Origin of the sequence: Undibacterium pigrum, assembly GCF_003201815.1 — a bacterium.
In the GTDB taxonomy this organism is placed as follows: Bacteria; Pseudomonadota; Gammaproteobacteria; order Burkholderiales; family Burkholderiaceae_D; genus Undibacterium; species Undibacterium pigrum.
The window spans coordinates 453,895-472,727 of sequence record NZ_QJKB01000001.1 but is presented as its reverse complement, the minus strand read 5'-3'; the positions used below and the strand labels follow the sequence as shown (position 1 = coordinate 472,727).

Sequence of the window (18,833 nt, the reverse complement as noted above, 5' to 3'; positions counted from 1 at the left end):
AAATATCATTAAAGCAATATAAAATGCACCAGACTAATGCGTCAAGCCTCTATTGTGACACATGCCACCAGTAACTTAGGATACAGGTCGCTTTAATCGTTATAAGAAACTGTATATCTTGACTGTGAGAAGATGTAAAAAATGCAGCTATTTTTCAATAGCTGCATTCTTCATTACCCTGAGTAGCTTATTCAGGCATTAGTGGCCGTGTGCATGCTCATCGGCCTCTATTGGCATTTCACCACCGCCCTTGCCTTCAAAAAAGAAAGCCTTACGCACTTTTTTGGTTTTACCCACTTCATTCAAAGTAGCAGATTCATACAAGCGCCCGTTCAGCATGACATGGCTGAGCTTATCTGATTGCCGTATGTCTTTGAGGACATCACCATCAATAATCATCAGGTCCGCCAGTTTGCCGACTTCCAGAGAACCTATGTCCTTATCCATGCCCAGATAACGCGCACCATTGATGGTACCGCTGCGTATCGCTTCCATCGGTGTCATGCCGCCTTTGACCAGGGTCCACAATTCCCAGTGAGCTGCCAAGCCTTCACGCTGGCCATGTGCGCCCAGATTGACGGGAACACCAGCACGTTGCAAGGCCGTTGCCGTCTGCGCCACCTTGATGACATTGAAGTCTTCTTCCGGCGCGGTTTCACGCCTGACACTACGTGGCTCCAAGATGGAACGTGGCACATATTTACTCAGCAGAGGATGTTTCCAGACATCCGTGCGGGCATACCAGTAATGCTCACCATCAAGGCCACCGTAGGCGACCCCCAGCGTCGGGGTATAACCGACCTGCGTTTGAGACCAGAGTTGTTTGACGTCGTCGTACACTTTTTCAACTGGCAAGGCATGCTCTACGCCAGTGTGGCCATCGACTACCATGCTCATATTGGTCTGGAACAGCGAACCACCTTCTGGCACCACCATCATTTGCGTCTGGCGTGCCGCCTCCAGCACTTGCTGGCGTTGCTCACGCCTTGGCTGGTTGTAGCTCTTGACTGAAATCGCGCCCGCTGCTTTGAGGCGTTTCAAATGCGTCAAGGCATCATCGAGATTATTCACGATAGCGGCGAAATTGCCTTTGGCACCGTAGAGGATAGTGCCGGTAGAGTAGATGCGTGGGCCCAGCACTTGTCCTGCTCTTTGCAATTCACTTTGCGTGAAGATTTCGCCAGTATCATTCGATGGATCATGGATGGTCGTCACACCAAAAGCCAGCGAAGCATAATTCACCCAGCTTTGCTGCGGGATGATACCACTCTCACCCATGCTGCCATGCCAGTGCACATCAACCAGGCCGGGCAAAATGGTTTTGCCTTTGGCATCAATCTGGCTTGCACCTTTAGGTATCGCCACATCGGCAGATTTACCGACGCTGACGATGCGGTTATCCTTGACGACGATACGACCATCTTCTATGACTTCTTCGCCTTTCATGGTGACGATTCTGGCACCGGATATGACTGTATAGCCATTCGGTTTGTCAGCCGCCTGGCGGAAGCCTATCTTTTGCCCCTGCTCTACCGGTTTAGGTAACTCAGCAGGTGCGCCCGGCACGAAAGCAAAAGCATCTTTCAATTCACGGCTGAATAATTCATCGCCCAGAGAGAAGTTGATACGTTTGCTGTCGCCAGACCAGTGCAGGTATTGACCGGCATTCACGTCCAGTTGTTTGACAGGCAGCGCATCCATTTTCTGTCCTATGGTGACTGCCTTGCCAGCCAGCGGCAATGGAGTCACATAGGCGTGATATCGTTCGCCAAAAGCCAGCCATTCACCATCTGGCGAAATCGCAAATTCACCGGCAAATTCACTTTTTGCGACTGGCTGCTCAGGCTTGCCGTCCAGAGGCACTCGTACCAGTGAAGTAGTCCAGTCAACTTCACCGGTATATTGTGTACGGGTGACGTACACTGCCTGACCATCCTTGCCAAATTGCGGCGAACCGCCCTCCTCCGTCAACAGGCGCGGTTCGGATTTACCATCTGCATTTGCCAGGAATACGCCAGTTTCCATGCCATGCCAGGGCGTAGTGAGGTAACCACCCTTGGCTTTGACATAAGCGACTTGCTTGCCGTCAGGTGAAAAACGCGCCTGCAGGTATTTGCCAGGTGCCTTGGTCACTATGGTTTCCTTGCCGCTGGCAAGATCTACTGTTCTGACAGCGCCGAGTTTTTCATCATTCCAGCTACTGAACACCACAGATTTGCCATCGCGTGAAAAGCTGGGGAAGAATTCAAAATGTGTGCTTTGCGTAGTCAAACGGCGTGGCGTGCCATTTGGCAGGTCCTTGACATAAATATGCCCCAACGCCGAGTAGACGACTTTATCCCCCTGCGGTGCGACATTCACCCAGCGTAACTGATGAACCTCGAACTGATCCGGCGCGACTTCTTGCGGGAAGCGCAAGGCGCTGCGAACTTCCCTGGTGTCTTGCACATGGAAGGGGATATCTACCGCCTTGCGGCTGAATGGGTCAAGACGCCATAGTTTGCCCTTGGCCCAGACCACAATTTCTTTGCTGCCAGGCATCCAGGCAAAGGCTGGATACACGCCTTGTATAGCCCAGGCCTCTTGCATGTCACGCTCCAGCTCTGGCCATGCTGCTGTTTCTTCACCAGTCTGCAAATTTTTCAGAAACAAGGCTGACTGGTTGCGGATGCGACGCACGAAAGCCAGGTATTTGCCATCTGGAGAAGGTACTGGACGTACTGCCCCACCAGGGCCACTGACGAAGGCTTTGACCTTGCCATCTTGCAGGTCACGGCGGAAAATCTGATAAATCTGTCCGTTGGAATTTTTATTGTATTCAAAGGACGTGCCTGGCGTTGTGTCTTGCGAATAATAGACATAACGGCCATCTGGCGAAAATGCCGGTTCACCCAGGTCTTTTTGCCAGTTTGGCTTTTCATTTAATTGCACGCCTGTGCCACCGATCTGGTGGTACAGCCAGATTTCACCAGAACCCAGTGAGCGAGTGCCGGTATAGTGCTTGCGTGCGGCGATGTACTGGCCATTCGGGTGCCAGACGGGATTATTCAAGAGGCGGAAGTCTTCTTTGCTGACTGCATGCGCATTGCTGCCGTCGACATTCATGACCCAGACATTATCGCCCCCACCCGCATCAGACATATAGGCGATCTGTTTGCCATCCGGTGAGAAACGCGCCTGCATTTCCCAGGCGATGGAGTGTGTCAGGGCCTTGGCTTCACCGCCTGCGATGGGTAACGTATATAAATCGCCGAGCAGGTCAAACACGAGTTGTTTGCCATCTGGGCTAACGTCCACACTCATCCAGGTACCAGTGCGAGTGTCAATATTGACTGTTTTGCTTTCACCTGGTGGATGATTGACATCCCATTTCTTTTTTTCTGCATCCGGCTTGGTGGCTGGCTCAGCGGCCAGCGCAGGCAAGCACAGCATGACAGCCCAGGCCAGCGGCAACAGTTTTGACACACGCATAAATTCCCCCTTTGGTTTATTATTTAATTTGCCATTTTCTGACTTGATTTGCATACATCCGCATTCACTCACATAAATGTGACTGCGATAATATATCAATAGAATATCAAGCAAGTGAATGAGATACATAGACAGCTAAAAAGTTCCTGTTTTGCAAACAACGAAACGCCGCCCCTGCCTGGTTTGCAACAAAGCGCATTTCTTAATCCATATAGCCGCTTGTCATAAGGTATTATTTGATCAATTCTATATCGCCTGCGACCATGAATCTATTTGCCACTGAAGAGGAAGTGACGCAGCTTGCCAATGGGCTGGCTTCGGCGCAGGGACTGGAAAAACTAAACAGTCAACTGACACTGGCCTGGTATCTTCGGCAAAGGGACAGTCAAGGCGCGACAGAATTGGTGACTGCCGTCAAAACCGGTCTTACATATGCAAATGTTCCCCAAAAACTGAAAAATCAGTTTCACGCCCGGCTTTGCCTGATCAAGGCTGAAATCGCAGCGCTGTTTTGTGATCTGAGCATTGCAGAGCATTTACTGGCAGAAGCAATCACCCTATTCCATGAGTTGAACGATGACACAGGTCTGGGAGATGCCAGTCTGACCAGCGCGAGTCTGGCACTGGAGCAAGGCGATGCAGCCAGAGAGGCACGTTCGTGTGCGGCAGCAAAGACCTGGTACATCAAGGCAAATGACCCATTGAGGCTGGCAATTGCTGAATCCTGGGCAATCTACGAGCTGGCTTTTTATGATCCGCAGGCAGCCTCGCTTCGCTATGCAGATTTCAACAATCAGTATTTACATCATGAGCACCCTGCAGTTGCGGCCCATATTGCAGCGGCCTCTGGTGTGATTCATGGTCGTCGGGAGCCAGCCAGGGCATCTGTTTATTATCTCCAGTCCAGCGAACTGGCCCGCCAGACTGGTATGGTCAGGCTGGCGATTGTTTCTGCCGGCAATTCTGGCGAATCCATGCAGACTGTCGGTGATCTGGAAGGTGCGGCTGGCGTTTTTGACTGGGCTGTGGAGCGTGCCCGCAAAACTGAATGGCCAGCATTGATAGGCAATGCCATGGCGCATTTGGGTAGTCTGCTGAGGCAATTGGGTCAGTATGAACGTAGTCAGAAAATACTGGAAGAAGCCTTGAACAGCTTTTCCAAAACGCCCGGCGGAATCAATAAGGCGATAGTTCATGCCGAATTGGCAGAATGCCTGCTCGTCCAGGGCGATACTAACAGGGCCCTGGCTTGCTTTAATGAAGCAATCACGCTATTTCGCGCTGCGCACTCCATGGATGATTTGCCGCAAGCCTTGATACGCTATGCAAGAGCATTGTCAGCATCAAACCAGGCAGATGCTGCATTAACGACTATCGCCGAAGCAAAGTCCTTTATAGACCAGCACCAGTTCACGGCCCTGGGTGTCACCCTCAATCAGACGCTCGCTGAAATACATGCCCGTCATCTCATTAGCAACCCTGAGAAAATGGAAGCGCCGAATGCCATCATCCATTATCTGCAAGAATCCCTGCAAGCAGGTGAATTGACGAAGGGATGGCAAGCCAGCACAGAGTTACTGATGGCCTTGAGCGATGCATGGGCAAACGCAGGGGACAATGCTAAAGCTTTACTGTATGCGCGAATGGCTATTGCTGCAGAGCAACGCGAAAGTAAAAAACAGGCAAATAACCGTACCGCCATGGCACAGGTCAGGCATGAGACTGAGTTGATCAGGGCCGAAGCAGAACAACAAAGATTGATTGCTGTTTCTGAAGCCCGTCGTGCTGCCACCTTGCAGGAGGCAGGAGCGACGCTTGAACGGCTGGGCAGAATAGGCCAGGAAATCACATCAAACCTTGATCCTGAAGCCGTATTTGAAGCCATACATTTTCATTTGAAGGATTTGCTGGACGCAACCACTTTCATTATTTATATGCTGTCGCCAGATGGGCAAAAGCTGACGCAGGCTTTTGGTATAGAAGAAAACCTGCCACACCCTTATCATGAAGTCGCGCTGACTGATGAACGCGCCTCCAGTGCGCGATGTGTACGCGAAAGGCGCGAAGTCAAGCTGGAATTGCGGCCTGATAATGATTTCCCGGTTGTCCCAGATACGCTGGAAACCCTGAGCCTGCTATTCGCACCTCTCAGCATAGGTGAGCGTATTCTGGGTGTCATGAGCATACAGACTCCACGTGAATATGCGTATGGAGAAAGAGAATGCCTGATCTTTCGCAGCCTGTGCTCTTATGGTGCGATTGCACTCGACAATGCCAACGCCTACCGCGAACTGCGACAGACCCAGCAACAGCTGGAAGCTGCCAGCATGACAGAGAGGCAGGCACGCAAGAAAGCTGAAGATGCGACAAGGCTGAAAAGTGAATTTCTGGCAAATATGAGCCATGAAATCCGTACCCCCATGAATGCCGTCATCGGCCTGGCCCATCTTGCGCTGCAAACCAGGCTGACACCCAAGCAGTATGACTACGTGAGTAAAATCCATCATGCTGGTGAATCGCTACTGGGCATCATCAATGACATACTGGATTTTTCCAAGATAGAAGCTGGCATGCTGGATGTGGAGAAAATTCCTTTTTCCATCAAGGATGTGCTCAATAGCGTATCCACCCTGACCAGTCAGAAAGCCATAGAAAAACAAATAGTCTACATCGTGCAAATTGCTGAAGAAGTACCGTCACGTCTGCGTGGCGACCCCTTGAGACTGGGCCAGATACTGACCAATCTGGTCAATAATGCTGTCAAATTCACCCCCAGCGGTGGCGAAATTGAACTCAGTGTCAAAAGGTTGCCAACCCCTTCAGCAACAACTGACCTGACATTCTCAGTACGAGATACGGGCATAGGCATGTCTGTCGAGCAGCAAAAAAATCTGTTCCAGCCCTTTACCCAGGCAGATGGTTCAACCACCCGCAAATATGGGGGTACTGGCCTGGGTTTATCAATCTCGCGTCGACTGGTGGAATTGATGGGTGGACAAATTGCTGTCTACAGTCAGGAAAATCAAGGTTCAACATTTGCCTTCACCTTGCCGCTGGAAATAGACTTCAGCTTGCATGGCGAATCAGATTCACATACAGAATCACGTGTTGCCCATAGCGCCAATATTGCTGCACAAAACCACGCTGGTCGACGTGTCTTGCTGGCGGAAGACAATCCTGTCAATCAGCAAATTGCCATCGAATTGCTGAGCATGGTAGGCATTAACGCAGATGTTGCCGACAATGGTGAAGAGGCCGTGCGCCTGATCATGGCAAATGAGCCCGGGTATTACGCCATGATATTCATGGACCTGCAAATGCCTATCATGGATGGCCATGAGGCGGCCGCAAAAATCAGGCAGGACGTGCGCATGAATGACACACCCATCATCGCCCTGACCGCGCATGCTGTGGGCGATATCCGTGAACGCTGCATGCGCGAAGGCATGCAGGATTACCTGACCAAACCCATACAGCCTGATGCCTTGTTCAGCATAGTCTCACACTGGATGGATACCGAACATGAATTGCCGGTGCCTGGCAGCCTCATCACCAGTACGGTGTTTGATGATGAAGATGCCGGCTTCCCGCAATTCAATGAGCTTGACACCAGCCTGGGCCTGCATTACATGGGAGGGCGTCACGAGTTTTATATCAATATGCTGCACAGGTTTGAGCAAAGCCAGGCTGATACTTTGCATGAATTGAACAGACTGGTACAAATTGGCGAATATGCTCATGCAGAGCGACTGAGTCATACACTCAAAGGCCTGGCAGGCAGTATAGGCGCCACAAAACTGCAGAAAATAGCGGCAGAACTCGAATACAAGCTTAGCAAGGAAGAAAACCGGGAATTCATTCTGGAAAGCCTGGAACCACTTGCTGAGTCGCTCAATGCCGTGCTGGATGAGTTAAAAGCGGTGTTGCCAGGTATTCTACCCCAGCATGAAGAAGTCATCGTCGATGAAGCCGAGGCAAAAAACATTGTGACGGAACTGCGCATTCTGCTCGCAGCCTCGGATGCAGATGCGCAAAGTCTGTTTGAAGAGAATGAAACTGCCATTGCCACCCAGTTCAGCCAGGATGCCATGATACAGCTCAGGCATTTCATGCATCAGTTTGAATTTGAAGCTGCCGCAAAACTCATAGAGCAGCAATAGCAGCCTCAAATCACCTGGTTTTCTTTTAAAGCAGCGATACGCTCTTCACTCATCCCCCAGTCATGCAAAATCTCTGCACTATGCTGACCAGGAGATGCTGGTGGTCTGCTGATTTCTGGTGAGGTCCTGCTGAAACGTGGCGCAGGTGCTGGCTGCACTATGCCTTCAATATCCGTGAAATTGGCCCTGGCCTGATTGTGTGGATGTTCAGGCGCTTCTTTCATATCCAGTACAGGGGCGAAACAAATGTCTGTTCCTTCCATCAAGTCACACCATTGCTGACGGGTTTTGGTCTTGAACAGCGCCGTACATTTTTCTTTCAGTTCTGGCCATTCCCGGCTATCCATTTGCGCAGTGAATGCAGGGTCAGTAATAGCTGCACGTTCCAGCAACAAGGCGTAAAACTGTGGTTCTATCGCGCCTATGGAAATGAATTTACCGTCGGCGCAGGCATAAGTATCATAAAAATGCGCGCCTCCATCCAGCATATTCGCTCCACGCTGGTCTGACCATGCACCAAAGGCACGGAAACCATAAATCATCGCCCCCAATAAGGCAGAACCATCGACCATGGCTGCGTCCACCACCTGCCCCTTGCCAGAACTACGTGCTTCCAGCGCCGCACAAACCACACCAAAAGCCAGCATCATGGCACCGCCACCAAAATCACCGATCAGATTCAAGGGTGGTGCCGGCGGGGTATCTGCCCGCCCCATGGCATGTAACATGCCGCTGAGGGCGATGTAATTCAGGTCATGCCCTGCCGCCTGCGCCAGCGGGCCATCCTGCCCCCAGCCGGTGATACGGCCATATACCAGACGTGGATTACGTTGCTGGCAGACTTCCGGGCTCAGGCCCAGTCTTTCCATGACACCAGGGCGAAAACCCTCAAGCAGAATATCTGCGCTACCCATCAGGTCCAGCAATACCGCTTTGGCTTCTGCCTGCTTCAAGTCCAGCGCCAGTGAACGGCGCCCCCTTGCCATGACATCGTATTTGGTGCCGAGCATGGGGAAGGGATTATTCGCGCCAGGAGCCAGCTTGCGGTCTATGCGTATGACTTCTGCCCCCATGTCAGCCAGCATCATGGCAGCAAAAGGGCATGGCCCCAAGCCCACCATTTCGATGACACGAATACCTTGTAAAGGTCCAGCCATGTTTTGATTCTCCGATTCTGGCTTATAAATTACGTGAAATGATTTCTTTCATGATTTCATTGGCACCGCCATAGATGCGCTGTACCCGCGCGTCGACATACATTTGTGCTATTGGGTATTCCAGCATATAGCCATAACCGCCAAATAATTGCAGGCACTGGTCGATGACCTTGCACTGCAAATCGGATATCCAGTATTTGGCCATTGAAGCCAGTTCAGTATCCATGCGCCCTTCCATCATATCGACTATGCAGCGGTCGATAAAGGTACGGGCAATTGTCGCCTCGGTCTTGATCTCTGCCAGTACAAACCGAGTATTTTGCATCTCTATCAGGGCCTGGCCAAAGGCTTTGCGTTCACGGGTATGGGTAATCGTCAAATCCAGTGCGCGCTCTATGGCGGCAACGCCAGACACGCCTAGTATCGTGCGTTCATAAGGCAGTTCCGTCATCAACTGGGTAAAACCCTTGCCTTCGACACCGCCGAGTACCCTGTCCAGCGGCACGCGCACGTCATCAAAGAACAGTTCGCAAGTGTCCTGGCCTTTTTGCCCTATTTTTTCCAGTATGCGCCCTACCCTGTAACCTGGACATTCTCTGGTTTCTACCATGATCAGCGACACGCCCTTGGCACCAGCCTCAGGATCGGTCTTGGTCACGACCACCACCAGATCGGCCATATAGCCATTGGAGATAAAAGTCTTGGAACCATTGATAATATAGCTGTCGCCATCACGCCTGGCGGTGGTGCGTATGCCTTTGAGATCAGACCCGGCTCCGGGTTCGGACATGGCGATGGCGGCAATCATTTCACCAGTAGCCAGCTTGGGCAGATACTTTAGTTTTTGCTCTTCCGTACCCTGGTTCAAAATGTAGTGCGCGACGATGGCATGCACATGTATGCCAAAGGCCATGTCACCAGCATAAGTCAGTTCTTCAAATACAATGGATTGATGAGCAAAGCTGCCGCCGGAGCCACCATATTCTTCAGGTATGTCAGCCAGCAGGATGCCCATGGCACCACCCTTGTCCCAGACATCGCGGTCTACGTGCTGCTGTTTTCTCCAGTGTTCCTGGTGCGGAGTGACTTCTGTATCGACAAAACGACGTACTGCATCTCGAAAAGTTTCCAGCTCGGGTGTCATCCAGCTTGGTTTGATTTGCATAATTAGTGTCTCCTTTATTATGGTCTCAGGCTTTTGTGCCTGATTTTTTATGGTCTGATTGATGGCATCCATGTTTAAGGTTACCATCAAGAGCTATCATAAAAGCACGCCATCCCATTTTTTAGAAGACTATCCTCAATAGCAATGCCTAAAGAAATTATCACAGACACGACAGGGCAAGCATTGCCAGGCGTAGAAACCACAAAAAAACGCGGTCGCCCGGTGCTGGATGACACTGAGAGCATACGCCAGGATCTGATCAGGAAATCAGCACAACTGTTCAGGAAAAAGGGTTACGACAACACCACGGTGCGCGATATTGCTGCCGCCGTAGGGATACAATCTGGCAGCTGGTTTTATCACTTCAAGACTAAGCAGGATATTCTGGTCGCTGTGATGGAACAAGGCATGCAAAAATCACTGGAAGAAATAGAGAAGCTGGCTTTGGCAGATTTACCGCCACGGCTTGCCTTTCAGCACCTGGTGCAAGTGCATCTGAACACCTTGCTGGCGCCTGAGCATGATTTTATTGCTGTACTGCTGTATGAATGGCGTGCGCTGGACAAACCAGCTCGTGCACGCATCATTGCACTCAAAGACAGGTATGAAGCAGCGTGGGAACAAGTCATCATTGCCCTGCATGCCTCGGGAGACTGGACCATGCCAACCCATATCGACAAATTGCTGATGTTTGGTACGCTGAACTGGACTGCGCAATGGTATAGACGCGGTTCCGGTATCAGTATTGATGAACTTGCGGAGCAGGCCATACAATTTATTTTACGTACCAAACCTCAATAGTTAGTCATGTAGCTATACCAGCGCTTACTCAAGTAGTTTTGCGAGAAAACAAGGCTACCAGACCTACCACCAGCAAGATGGGGAGGAGCAAGGGCAGCAATGCCAGTGCCAGAGAACCCACCACCACAGCAAAAATCACGCATAACAATACCGCCACACTGGCCAGCACCATGCCTGTCAGGCTAAGGGCAAAAACCACTGCTGCAACTGCAATCCCGCAACCAAGCACGATGCCGAAGAAGCCACCTATGCCATCCATATCGTCATTATCGATCTGTACGTCCATGCCGTGGAAGGATGACATGGCTATCATGACAAATACCAGGATGGACAAGAGAATGATGGCAAGGCGCTTGTTTGATGTCATATTCGATGTCATGTTTGTTGTAGTATTTTCTGCAGCATTTTTTGTCATTTCGGATTTCATGATGGGCTCCCATTAGCTCAAGTGTGAATTTGATGATTTCTTTTGTTTTGTGATTCGATGGAAGCATCTTATAAAAGAGCAGCCTGAACTTCCATGGACTTGTGACAGAATGCAAAATTCATGGTTTGAACTGTGATAGGAAGGGAGGAATGGGATAAAACAAACACAAAAAAAGCAAAAAAGCAGCCGTTAGCTGCTTTTTTGCCTGCTACAGAGCGAATACAAAATCAGCTACCGGTATAACTGGTCTTCATCGTAGTAAAGAATTCCACGGCTGCACTACCCTGTTCACGGGCACCATAGCTGGAAGCCTTGCTGCCACCAAAAGGAACATGGTAATCGACCCCCGCCGTAGGCAGGTTGACCATGACCATGCCTGCACGGGCATGACGCTTGAAGTGAGTCGCGTATTTCAATGAGGTCGTGCAAATCCCTGCTGTCAGGCCAAATTCAGTATCGTTTGCCAGTTGCAGCGCGTGCTCATAGTTTTTGGCGGGAATAACGGATGCTACCGGGCCAAAAATCTCTTCCCTGGTATGCTGCATGGCAGGGTCGCAATCGACGAACAGGGCCGGATTAAGGAAATAACCATCGGTGTCGCGTGACAGGCGTTCACCACCAAAAGCCAGTTTGGCGCCTTCATCTTTGGCTATCTGTATGTAGCGCAAGTCCTGGTCCAGTTGAGACTTGTCGACAACCGGGCCTATATCTATACCTGCCTGCAAAGCATGCCCTACTTTCAGGCTCTTCAATTTATCGATCATCGCAGCGACAAATGCCGGGTAGATTTTTTCTTCAACGATGAGACGAGAAGATGCCGTACAACGCTGGCCAGTCGAAAAATAAGAGCCCTGGATTGCCGCATTGACTGCCACATCCAGGTCAGCATCTGCCAAAATCACCAGCGGGTTCTTGCCACCCATTTCCAGTTGCACCTTGGCCCGGCGTGCGGCGCAAGCGGCCAGTACACGGCTACCAGTGCCGACGGAACCGGTAAAGCTGATGGCATCCACCCTGCTGTCTTTGCTCAAGGCTTCGCCAACAATCCGGCCAGGACCAGACAAGAGATTGAATACGCCTGCAGGCAAGCCAGAACGGCTGATGATTTCTGCCATGGCCCATGAGCAGCCTGGAACCAGCTCTGCCGGTTTCAAGATCACGGTGTTGCCATAAGCCAGCGCTGGCGCCGCTTTCCAGGCTGGAATAGCGATGGGAAAATTCCAGGGGGCGATGATACCAACGACGCCTACCGGCTCACGGGTGACATCGACATCTACACCCGGGCGTACTGACGCCAGTTTGTCGCCGCGTATGCGCAAGGCTTCCTGGGCAAAGAATTTAAAGATGGCGGCTGCGCGACCAACTTCACCTATTGCTTCAGGCAGGGTTTTGCCTTCTTCCCGTGCCAGCAGGCTGCCGAGTTCGGCTTTGCGTTCATTGATTTCTGTCCCTATCTTGTCGAGCGCATCTGCCCTTTGCTGTACACCTGAGTTGCGCCAGCCTTCTGCAGCATCACGAGCGGCTGTAATTGCCAGTTCCACCTGTTCATTGCCTGCACTCGCGTATTCGCCCACGACCTCACTCAAATCAGAGGGGCTGTGTGTGACAGTCACGTTTGCGCCATCATGCCAGCTACCATTGATATACAGTTGTTTCATCTTTATTTTTCCTTATTGTTCAGATTAATTGTTCAGTCTTTTTGTGCAGGGTGATTATTCGATATTACTCGCTGTACCACTCAGGACAGCAAGAGTTGATGTTTTTGTCGGGAAAACCGGTTGTCTCAGCCCCGGCGCCTCCCAACCAAACATGAACTGGCAAGCCGCACCACAAATACGCCCCTGACATGCGCCCATACCTGCCCTGGTCATCAGCTTTGCGGTGCGCCAGTCGTCATGTTCACGCAATTGCCTTGCACTGACATCTTCACAGCGACACACCAGCGTGTCTGACTTGCATAACTTGCGCAGACTGTCGTCGGTGGCAAAACTCTGTCTGAGTAAATCCGCAAATTGCCTGGCATGGGTGCGGCGCGCAATATCATCTTGTTCAGCCGTCTGCCCAATCGCAGCCAGACCAGCAATGTGCCCTTCGGCCAAAGCCTTGTCAACACCGCCTATGCCGCAAGCTTCTCCTGCCACCCAGACATCGGCACGGGTAGTGGCCTGATTCGCGTCGACCACTATACTGCCATCCCTGATCTGGCATCCCAGCAGGGTGCCAATTTCCAGATTGGGTAATAAACCAAATCCACAGGCCAGCAAATCACAGCTCAGGTCAATTTTCTTGTCGCCATGCTGCAGGCTGATGCCAAGCAGGCGTTGCTCGCCATGTGCCTTGACCACTCTGGCATCATGGCGGTAATGCACAAACTTAAGTTGCCAGAACAATTTCAGTGCCTGCAACAACTTGCCGCGGTGGGACTTAAGCAAGGCCCAGAAAAATTGACGTAAATTTTTACTGCTTTTTGTTTCTATGATACTGACGACCTGGCCGCCAGCACGTATGACTGTTTCCGCCACTGCCAGCAGCAAGGGGCCACTACCTGCAACGGCGACACGTTTACCTTCGACTGGCATACCGCCCTTGATCAAAGCTTGCAAGCCACCTGCACCGGTGACGCCTGGCAAAGTCCAACCGGGGAAAGGCAAAAGCAACTCACGAGCACCGCTACAGATAATCAGCTTATTCCAGCTTAATTTTTGTGCGCCATCTGCTGTCTCCAGCAAAAATTCTTTCTCAGCAGGGGCAGCGACAATACGCACGCCATACACCATGCGTACATTCAGGCAATTTGCCAATGCCTGCCACAAATCATGCGCCCGCCGGTCGCGCCATGTTGCTGGACCACCGCGCCAGATTTGCCCGCCAGGTGCGGGATTTTCATCGATCACCGTGACAGTGGATGATAGTTCAGCGGCAGCCAGCGCCGCTGCCAGGCCCGCAGGGCCTGCACCTATGATAAGTATGTCCGTCGAAAACGGGAGAATTGCCGCTACCATCGTCACACTCCAAGACCATTGGTTCCTGTATTGATCACCATGCCTGAGCGACAGTATTCCTGGCAAGCTAGTTTATGCGGCTGACCATTGATGCGTACCCGGCATTCCTGGCATACGCCCATGCCACAAACGGCAAAACGCGGCTGACCAGAAACTGACTGGCGCGTCTGCATATTGTCATACCGCATCAGGGCCGCAGCTACACTCATCTCTGTTGTTGCCTCAAAGGGAGAGCCATTAATCCAGATTTTTGCGATTATTTTTGTGTCAGGACTGTGCTCACGCATATTTCAACTCCTGCACAGGAAAAAAACGTTCAGGCGAATAATGCTGATAATCTATTTCTCCTGCCCGTCCGGCAATCTGGTCTGTCAGCATTTTTGCTGTCGCCATGGCTGTCGTCACACCCAGTCCTTCATGCCCAGCTGCCAGCCACACACCTGGCAATTCTGGATGAGGCCCTATAATCGGATGACCGTCAGGTGATGCAGGACGCATGCCCGCCCAGGCGCGTATGATTTGCATATCGGCCAGGCAAGGCAATAGCGTCATGGCGGATTGCAAGACTGCCCCCAGCGCCTTGGGGTCAAGGCTATTATCTGTCTGCTGATCCTGCCTGCAGGAACCAATCAGCCATTGTCCATTACTACGTGGCTGCACATTGGCAGCTACGGCCAGTGCATCGGCAGAAACCGCGGCCTGTCCATAATTCATGCTGACAATCTGATGTGAAAGACGACCGGGATAACGATCAGTAATCGCCAGATGGCCTTTGCGGCCAAACACGGCAATTTCAGGCAAGAGCTTGGCTACTTCGAGCCCGGCAGCAACAATAATGATATCGGCATTGAGCTTGCTACCATCCTCAAAACTCAATTGCCTGGCGCCAAGCTGCACAACACGCTTGCGCAAGATCAGGTCGCCGCCTCGTTTCACCAGAAGCTGGGCCATGAAATGCGCCAGTTTGGGTGGATACACCACACTATCGCCAAATACCCTGACGCCGCCAGCAAGGCCGGGGCGCAAAGCTGGTTCCAGTTTTTGCACCTGTTCACCAGTCAGCGCTTCAGCACGCCATAGTCGTGCATTCAAGCCTTGTGCCCTATGATGCGCCTCCACCAGCTGATCTTCGTTCTCTGCCACCCACAAGGTGCCACACTGGCTGACTTCTCCTATACCAGGAAATTCAGTAAAGAAGTCTTTCCACATCCGCAAAGAAAGCAGGCACAAGTCCAGCTCTTGTTCGGTTTCATCCAGCGCAACCAGATGCCCCATCCCCACTGCGGTCACGCCGCAGCCGGGGGAAGCAGCCTCAATCAAGCTGACCTGATAGCCCTCTTCCTGCATCTTCAAGGCGCAGGTGGTGCCTACTATACCGGCACCAATGACACACACTGTCGTATTCATAGGCATGTCCCCTGCACCTTCACACTGACCACATTAAATAAAAAATCAGTTAAATGCTGGCAAAACCGGGCGATTGGCCAGGGAAGTGCTGACCACTTGCTCTACACGGGTACGCAAAGCACCTTCCAGCGGCAGACGAGGTGCACGCACGCGGTCATTGGAATCAATGGCTAAGGCTTCTACCAGTTTGATGTTCTGTACCAGATAAGTAGAGACATCCAGGTCCAGCAAAGGACGGAACCAGCGGTAGATATCCAGCGCCTCGTTATAGCGGCCAGCCTTGATGAGGCGGTAAATGGCGACTGTCTCATGCGGGAAAGCCACAACCAGACCAGCTACCCAGCCAGTTGCACCTGCAGTCAAGGCTTCAAATGCCAGGTTGTCTACGCCAGTGAACAAGTCATAACGGCTACCCAGGCGGTTGATGATTTCTGTAGTGCGGCGGATATCATCAGAAGATTCTTTTACTGCCACAAAACGGGCATCGTCAGCCAGCTCTTCCAACATGTCTGTCGTCACATCAACGCGATAGGCCAGACGGTTGGAGTAAATCATGACAGGTAAATCACCGGCAGCGGCGATGCTGCGCAGGGTTGCTACGGTTTCACGGTGATTGGTGTGATAGATCGTACTTGGAACAACCATCAAGCCATCGGCACCAGCTTTGGCGGCTTTTTCAGCCAGGGCACAGGCATCACGAGTTGCTGCCTCGGCGACGGTCAGAATGGCAGGCTTGTTGCCTGTCACTTCTTTCGTCAATTTCAGCACATCAATACGCTCGGCATGGGATAACAAAGGGCCTTCGCCCAGAGAACCGCAAGCGATCAGACCATCACAACCGGCATCCATCAAATAACGGAAGCAGCGCTCCATTTCTTTGAAGTCCAGCGTATCGTCCTGGTTGAATTTTGTTGTAACTGCGGGAATGACGCCTTGCCACATGATATTTGCCTTGTCTCCGGATAAAACCGGTCAATTTTTGAAAATCAATCAAAGAACCTGATGCTGACAAATCGCGAAGAAATCGATCACAGTAAATATAAGCTATTTGCAAACTTATTTCACGCGCTGCCAGATTCGAACATGACTAAGTGTAAGCCCGCAAAGAGGCCCAGTCTTGATGTTTGTATGCATTTTGAAAGACGAAATCGGCACAGTCGATTATTACTGTGCGACAAGGGCAAGCTGGGGCCAGCAAGCAAGGAGAAACTACCTTTCCTTGCCTGGCAGATGAAATTTAATTAACTACTATTGCGTATCAAGCAAGTGCTGAAAGGAAAAAAGCACCTGCCAAAGTGATCATCACTCCTGCATACCGTGGCAATGTAATGGTCAGCGTCTTTTGAGCCGCATTGCTGGCAAACCAGCCAGCGGCATGAATCAGTGCTGTTGCCAGCACAAAACCAGCACCATACAACACTGCGGATTCATTCACTGGCATTTCCTGCCCATGTGCATAGCCATGCACCATGGCAAATACAGATACCAAAGCCACTCCCGCACTAACAGGCAATTTGACCGCGAAACTGATCAACAAACCAAGAACAAGCACTGATGCTGCGATACCGTGTTCCACGCCCGGCAAGGCTATACCAGCAAGAGCCAGTGCGCCACCAACGACCATCATCAAGGGGAAACTGGCTGGTATCAACCATGCACGCGCATGTTTTTGTTGCGCCGCCCAGATACCTATTGCCAGCATGGCCAGCAAATGGTCAAGCCCGGTGAATGGATGGAGAAAGCCGTCCTGCAAAGCATTCATGGAATGCAGCACACTGTCATGCGCCTGGGCTGGCAATGAAATCATGGCACTGCCCAGGACAGCGACAACATACAGGCTGCGCAATTTATTAAGCTTCATAATCATCTCCGGATTGAAAATTAGTTTTTGACTTCATTATTTGACCTCATCCAGCATGCCTTGCTGGCGAATGAAACTGACGACTGCCTCCAGCCCGTCACCAGTACGCAGATTGGTAAATACAAAGGGGCGTTCGCCACGCATGCGCTTGGCGTCTTGTGCCATGATGTCGAGATTGGCACCAACGTGTGGTGCAAGATCGGTTTTATTGATGATCAACAAGTCTGAACGAGTGATTCCAGGCCCGCCCTTGCGCGGGATTTTTTCGCCACCGGCTACATCGATGACGTAAATGGTCAGATCTGAGAGTTCCGGGCTAAAGGTCGCTGCCAGGTTGTCACCACCAGATTCGACCAGTATCAAATCAAGATCTGGAAAGTCTGCACTCATGCGGGCTATCGCTTCCAGGTTGATGGAGGCATCTTCGCGTATAGCCGTGTGCGGACAGCCACCGGTTTCCACCCCCATCAAACGCTCGGCAGGCAAGGCATCTGCACGCAGCAGGATTTCCATGTCTTCCTTGGTGTAGATATCATTGGTGATTACTGCCATTTCATAATGGTCACGCATGCTTTTGCACAGCATTTCGCAGAGTGCAGTTTTACCGGAACCGACCGGGCCGCCTATGCCTACGCGTAAGGGATTTGGTTCTGGTGATCCTAAATTTGGAGTGTTCATGTATTTTTTCCTGTTTTTAATTTTTATGATCTGTACAGACGGCTGTACTGCACCTCATGCTGCATGGACAGCAAAGACAAACCTGGTGCCCAGTTCGATAACTGATCGTCTTCCAGTTCTTGCGCCAGTGTTGCTGCTTTTTCCAGTTCGGGTCGCAGCGATAGCAGCAAGCGTTGTCCTGACACCTGGCCCAGGGGGATGGATTTCACGCCCACCAGCACCTGGTTTTCTGCCCATGAAAACAGCATGCCCAGCAAGACCGATTCCGGCGGCACCTGCAAGGCAACTGCCGCTGCTGCCAAGGCCGTAGGCAAAGGCAATTCATGTTGTGCCAGCAATATCGCCAGTAACTCAGCATCAGCAATCTTCAAGTCATTCACCAGCTTGCCCAGCGAATAACCCATTTGTATGCTCTCCGCCCGAAATTCTGCCGTGTCCCTGGCGGCAATGAACAAGCTGGTCCAGTGCGATACGGCGACCAAATCCCTGCACTCAAAAGCCCGCAACAAGCGCCACAAAACTGGCGCCTCAAAACGGGCCACCACTTCAAGCAGGCAATTGATAATCCATTCCCGGGCTGTGGCTTCATTGCGCACCAGACCTTTTTCTATCGCTGCTTCCATCCCTTGCGAATAGCTATAGGCACCGATAGGCAAGGACGGGCTGGCCAGTTGCAGGAGATGGAGTAAGGCTGCAGACTGCAT

14 protein-coding genes are annotated in these 18,833 nt (G+C 51.5%); 2 read left to right on the top strand and 12 right to left on the bottom strand.

What is annotated here, in order from left to right:
* Nucleotides 1–198: 198 nt before the first annotated feature.
* Entirely contained in the window at nt 199–3,471 is a 3,273-nt protein-coding gene (locus DFR42_RS02140) for an amidohydrolase family protein (protein ID WP_211324108.1), read from the bottom strand.
* Between the two features lie 263 nt (nt 3,472–3,734).
* On the opposite strand from DFR42_RS02140, the gene DFR42_RS02135 reads away from it, so the two are divergent.
* Nucleotides 3,735–7,631, top strand: coding sequence for an ATP-binding protein (locus tag DFR42_RS02135; protein WP_110253294.1), 3,897 nt, complete (start codon nt 3,735–3,737; stop codon nt 7,629–7,631).
* A 5-nt stretch (nt 7,632–7,636) separates the two neighbouring features.
* On the opposite strand, the gene DFR42_RS02130 is transcribed toward DFR42_RS02135, so the two are convergent.
* Nucleotides 7,637–8,788, bottom strand: coding sequence for a CaiB/BaiF CoA transferase family protein (locus tag DFR42_RS02130; RefSeq protein WP_110253293.1), 1,152 nt, complete (start codon nt 8,786–8,788; stop codon nt 7,637–7,639).
* Between the two features lie 22 nt (nt 8,789–8,810).
* On the bottom strand, nt 8,811–9,953 hold the full coding sequence (locus tag DFR42_RS02125) for an acyl-CoA dehydrogenase family protein (RefSeq protein WP_245936796.1): 1,143 nt from the start codon (nt 9,951–9,953) through the stop codon (nt 8,811–8,813).
* Between the two features lie 144 nt (nt 9,954–10,097).
* Here DFR42_RS02125 and DFR42_RS02120 point away from each other — a divergent pair, with 144 nt between their 5' ends.
* Nucleotides 10,098–10,754 (top strand): TetR/AcrR family transcriptional regulator, encoded by a 657-nt coding sequence (locus DFR42_RS02120; RefSeq protein ID WP_110253292.1) that lies wholly within the window; start codon nt 10,098–10,100, stop codon nt 10,752–10,754.
* 28 nt (nt 10,755–10,782) lie between these two features.
* On the opposite strand, the gene DFR42_RS02115 is transcribed toward DFR42_RS02120, so the two are convergent.
* The 9 genes from DFR42_RS02115 to DFR42_RS02070 all read right to left on the bottom strand — a co-directional run bounded on the left by DFR42_RS02115 (nt 10,783) and on the right by DFR42_RS02070 (nt 18,833).
* Entirely contained in the window at nt 10,783–11,181 is a 399-nt protein-coding gene (locus DFR42_RS02115) for a hypothetical protein (protein ID WP_110253291.1), read from the bottom strand.
* A gap of 227 nt (nt 11,182–11,408) precedes the next feature.
* Nucleotides 11,409–12,839, bottom strand: a complete 1,431-nt coding sequence (locus DFR42_RS02110) for an aldehyde dehydrogenase family protein (RefSeq protein ID WP_110253290.1) — start codon at nt 12,837–12,839, stop codon at nt 11,409–11,411.
* 54 nt (nt 12,840–12,893) lie between these two features.
* The gene (locus tag DFR42_RS02105) at nt 12,894–14,183 is read right to left on the bottom strand and encodes an NAD(P)/FAD-dependent oxidoreductase (RefSeq protein ID WP_110253289.1); all 1,290 of its coding nucleotides are present in this window, start codon (nt 14,181–14,183) and stop codon (nt 12,894–12,896) included.
* 2 nt (nt 14,184–14,185) lie between these two features.
* Complete coding sequence (locus tag DFR42_RS02100) at nt 14,186–14,470, bottom strand: 2Fe-2S iron-sulfur cluster-binding protein (protein WP_110253288.1); 285 nt, start codon at nt 14,468–14,470, stop codon at nt 14,186–14,188.
* Nucleotides 14,463–15,590 carry an NAD(P)/FAD-dependent oxidoreductase gene (locus tag DFR42_RS02095; RefSeq protein ID WP_170133390.1) on the bottom strand — a complete coding sequence of 376 codons (1,128 nt, stop codon included), beginning with the start codon at nt 15,588–15,590 and terminating at the stop codon, nt 14,463–14,465. Before DFR42_RS02095 ends, DFR42_RS02100 begins: the two co-directional genes overlap by 8 nt.
* Nucleotides 15,591–15,635: 45 nt before the next feature.
* Nucleotides 15,636–16,532 (bottom strand): dihydrodipicolinate synthase family protein, encoded by an 897-nt coding sequence (locus tag DFR42_RS02090; RefSeq protein ID WP_110253286.1) that lies wholly within the window; start codon nt 16,530–16,532, stop codon nt 15,636–15,638.
* 316 nt (nt 16,533–16,848) lie between these two features.
* The gene (locus tag DFR42_RS02080) at nt 16,849–17,451 is read right to left on the bottom strand and encodes a HupE/UreJ family protein (protein WP_245936795.1); all 603 of its coding nucleotides are present in this window, start codon (nt 17,449–17,451) and stop codon (nt 16,849–16,851) included.
* Nucleotides 17,452–17,487: 36 nt separating this feature from the next.
* Nucleotides 17,488–18,129: an urease accessory protein UreG gene (gene ureG / locus DFR42_RS02075; protein WP_110253283.1), complete on the bottom strand. Its 642-nt coding sequence runs from the start codon at nt 18,127–18,129 to the stop codon at nt 17,488–17,490.
* Nucleotides 18,130–18,152: 23 nt separating this feature from the next.
* Nucleotides 18,153–18,833, bottom strand: coding sequence for an urease accessory protein UreF (locus DFR42_RS02070; RefSeq protein ID WP_110253282.1), 681 nt, complete (start codon nt 18,831–18,833; stop codon nt 18,153–18,155).